We start from the raw sequence: 769 nt of genomic DNA on the forward strand, positions 1-769 counted from the left end.
GGTGATGCTGCCAACTTACTGATTTAGTGTATGATGGTGTTTTTGAGGTGCTCCAGTGGCTTCTGTTTCTATCAGCTGTCCCTCCTGTTCAGCTACTGACGGGGTGGTGCGTAACGGCAAAAGCACCGCCGGACATCAGCGCTATCTCTGCTCTCACTGCCGTAAAACATGGCAACTGCAGTTCACTTACACCGCTTCTCAACCCGGTACGCACCAGAAAATCATTGATATGGCCATGAATGGCGTTGGATGCCGGGCAACCGCCCGCATTATGGGCGTTGGCCTCAACACGATTTTCCGCCATTTAAAAAACTCAGGCCGCAGTCGGTAACCTCGCGCATACAGCCGGGCAGTGACGTCATCGTCTGCGCGGAAATGGACGAACAGTGGGGATACGTCGGGGCTAAATCGCGCCAGCGCTGGCTGTTTTACGCGTATGACAGGCTCCGGAAGACGGTTGTTGCGCACGTATTCGGTGAACGCACTATGGCGACGCTGGGGCGTCTTATGAGCCTGCTGTCACCCTTTGACGTGGTGATATGGATGACGGATGGCTGGCCGCTGTATGAATCCCGCCTGAAGGGAAAGCTGCACGTAATCAGCAAGCGATATACGCAGCGAATTGAGCGGCATAACCTGAATCTGAGGCAGCACCTGGCACGGCTGGGACGGAAGTCGCTGTCGTTCTCAAAATCGGTGGAGCTGCATGACAAAGTCATCGGGCATTATCTGAACATAAAACACTATCAATAAGTTGGAGTCATTACCA

General features: G+C 53.6%; 1 protein-coding gene. It reads left to right on the top strand.

Annotated elements, in window-relative coordinates:
• Positions 1–55 precede the first annotated feature (55 nt).
• Positions 56–753, top strand: a protein-coding gene (locus ACERJC_RS25455; RefSeq protein ID WP_095033700.1) for an IS1-like element IS1B family transposase whose coding sequence is annotated in 2 segments (ribosomal slippage) — positions 56–305 and positions 305–753 — 699 coding nt in all. Because the reading frame shifts where the segments join, the coding sequence is not laid out codon by codon here.
• Positions 754–769: the final 16 nt, after the last annotated feature.

It is taken from the genome of Citrobacter telavivensis (assembly GCF_041807075.1).
GTDB lineage: Bacteria > Pseudomonadota > Gammaproteobacteria > Enterobacterales > Enterobacteriaceae > Citrobacter_A > Citrobacter_A telavivensis.